Source organism: Pseudarthrobacter sp. NPDC059871 (assembly GCF_042731175.1).
In the GTDB taxonomy this organism is placed as follows: Bacteria; Actinomycetota; Actinomycetes; order Actinomycetales; family Micrococcaceae; genus Arthrobacter.
Window position 1 is genome coordinate 1 of the sequence record NZ_JBHWJV010000028.1, and the last position, 1,833, is coordinate 1,833.

General features: G+C 67.0%; 3 protein-coding genes. All 3 read right to left on the reverse strand.

Annotated elements, in window-relative coordinates; translation table 11 throughout:
- The coding region (locus tag ACFV4R_RS20150) for a DUF3618 domain-containing protein (protein ID WP_377204336.1) at nt 1-564 on the reverse strand (564 nt) is incomplete at its 3' end.
- On the reverse strand, nt 561-989 hold the full coding sequence (locus ACFV4R_RS20155) for a phage holin family protein (protein ID WP_377204337.1): 429 nt from the start codon (nt 987-989) through the stop codon (nt 561-563). The genes ACFV4R_RS20150 and ACFV4R_RS20155, both read right to left, overlap by 4 nt.
- On the reverse strand, nt 989-1,833 hold an 845-nt coding region (locus tag ACFV4R_RS20160), incomplete at its 5' end, for a hypothetical protein (RefSeq protein WP_377204338.1). The genes ACFV4R_RS20160 and ACFV4R_RS20155, both read right to left, overlap by 1 nt.

Sequence of the window (1,833 nt, forward strand, 5' to 3'; positions counted from 1 at the left end):
GGCGGTGGTTTTGACGTTGTCCATGGCGTGTTGGGCTGGTTCTTTGAGGTCCTGGACCATGCCTTTGGCGGCGTCGGTGAGTTCGGTGGTGAGGGGTTCGGCGGCGGTTTTGAGCTGGTCTGCGGCCTGGCGTTCTTTGTCGCTGGCGGGGATCAGGGAGGAGATCAGCATTCCTGCGCCGAAGGCGATGAGGCCGGCGGCGAGGGGGTTGCCCTGGGTTTTGGCTTTGACCCGGTCTGGTGTGGCGGCGACGGTGTGGCCGGCGTCGGTGAGGGTGGAGGCGACGTTGTCTTTGGCGTTGTGGAGGGTGTCGCCGGTGTTGTGCAGGGCGTTGGAGGTGTGCCCGGCGCTGGTGTGGGTGGCGTCCTGCACTCGGCTGGTGGTGTGGTCTGCTGCTCCCATGATTTTCTCCTTGACGCCGGTGGCGGCGTCTTTGAGTTTGTCGGTTTGGCGGTGGACGATGTTGGAGGGTGTGACCTTGTCCGCGACGGCGTCGACGTTGGTGCCGAGGCGTGCGCGGGTGGCTTCGATGTCTGCTCGGATTGCGTCGGGGTTCTCGCTCATCGGTTTACCTCACCTGGTTTGAGGGTTGGGGGGATTTCGGCGAGGGTTTCGCCGGTTTGGGGCAGGCCTTTGATTTCTTTGAGGTTCTTCCGGCCGATGCTGGCCAGGACGGCGGCTGCGATGGCCCAGAGGAGGGCGACGATCACGGCGGCCCAGCCCAGGGGCATGAGGGCGCCGAGGCCGAACATCAGGGCCAGGGACAGGAAGAGCAGGACGAAGTGGCCTGCGATGCCGGCGCCGGCGAGCATGCCGCCGCCTTTACCGGCCCGGGTGGCGGACTGTTTGAGTTCGGCTTTGGCGAGGTCCACTTCCTGGCGCATTAGGGTGGACAGGTCCCGGGTGACATCGCCCAGCAGTTCACCCAACGACGCGGTATCCGCTTTCTGGTGCGCCACGCCCGGCGCCTCAGGAATCTGGCTACTCATCAGAGCCTGCCGGACTCGCCGTCCGCGGACCGGTCGCGGGTGCGTGGATCGTTGGCCATGGGGTCATCCGCGAGCTCGCGGTCGTAGACGGGGTCTTCGGCGATCTGGTTTCCGGACCAGGGCTCCTCGACCAACTGAGGACTGTCCAACCCGCTTGCCGGGCGCACAGGTTCCGGATATCCGCTGCCGGGAGCGCCGCCGTCGTACCCTGCCGTGGTGGTCGCCGGGCCGGGCAGCTGCACCGGCGGGGGCGGGACGGTACCGCCAGCCGGCGGGTAGGACTCGCTGTACTGGTCGCCGTATCCGGTTCCCGAGTATTGAAGTCCGCCCGAGTGCCTGCCCGTGGTGCCGGACGTGCCGGTGCCGGACGACGCCTCCGGGGCGCCCGCCGTGAGGCTGCGGGTCAACCGGCCAGCCAGGATTCCTGCTCCCGCCGCGAGGAGCAGGAACGTCCCGGGCTTATTGCGGGCGAACCGCTGTACGTCGCCGAGGAGGTCACCGGGTTCCTTGCTCTCCAGCCAAGAGGCCACGGACGAGCTGCGTTCGGCTGCCTGGCGGATCAGGTCACTCGCCACACCCTGTTGATCGGGGGCGGTGGCCATGCTGTGCAGCTGGTCAGAGATGTTGCGGATCCCCTGCGCGGCCTTCTGCTGCTGGGCGCCTGCCTCGCTGGTCAGGCCGGTCTTCGCCTGGTTCATTAGGTCCTTGGCGTTGGTCTTTGCCTCCGCAGCGACATTCGCGGCTTCTTCCTTCGCCGTGTGCGCCACATCCTTGGCTGCAGACGTTGCCTGTCCTGCCACGTCAGAGGCCTCCGCCTTTGCCGCATCGGTTTTCGAACCGCCGG

Bases quoted from the DNA above. Each gene is read 5' to 3' on its own strand.
- ACFV4R_RS20155 (WP_377204337.1), bottom strand. From the start codon at position 989: ATGAGTAGCCAGATTCCTGAGGCGCCGGGCGTGGCGCACCAGAAAGCG.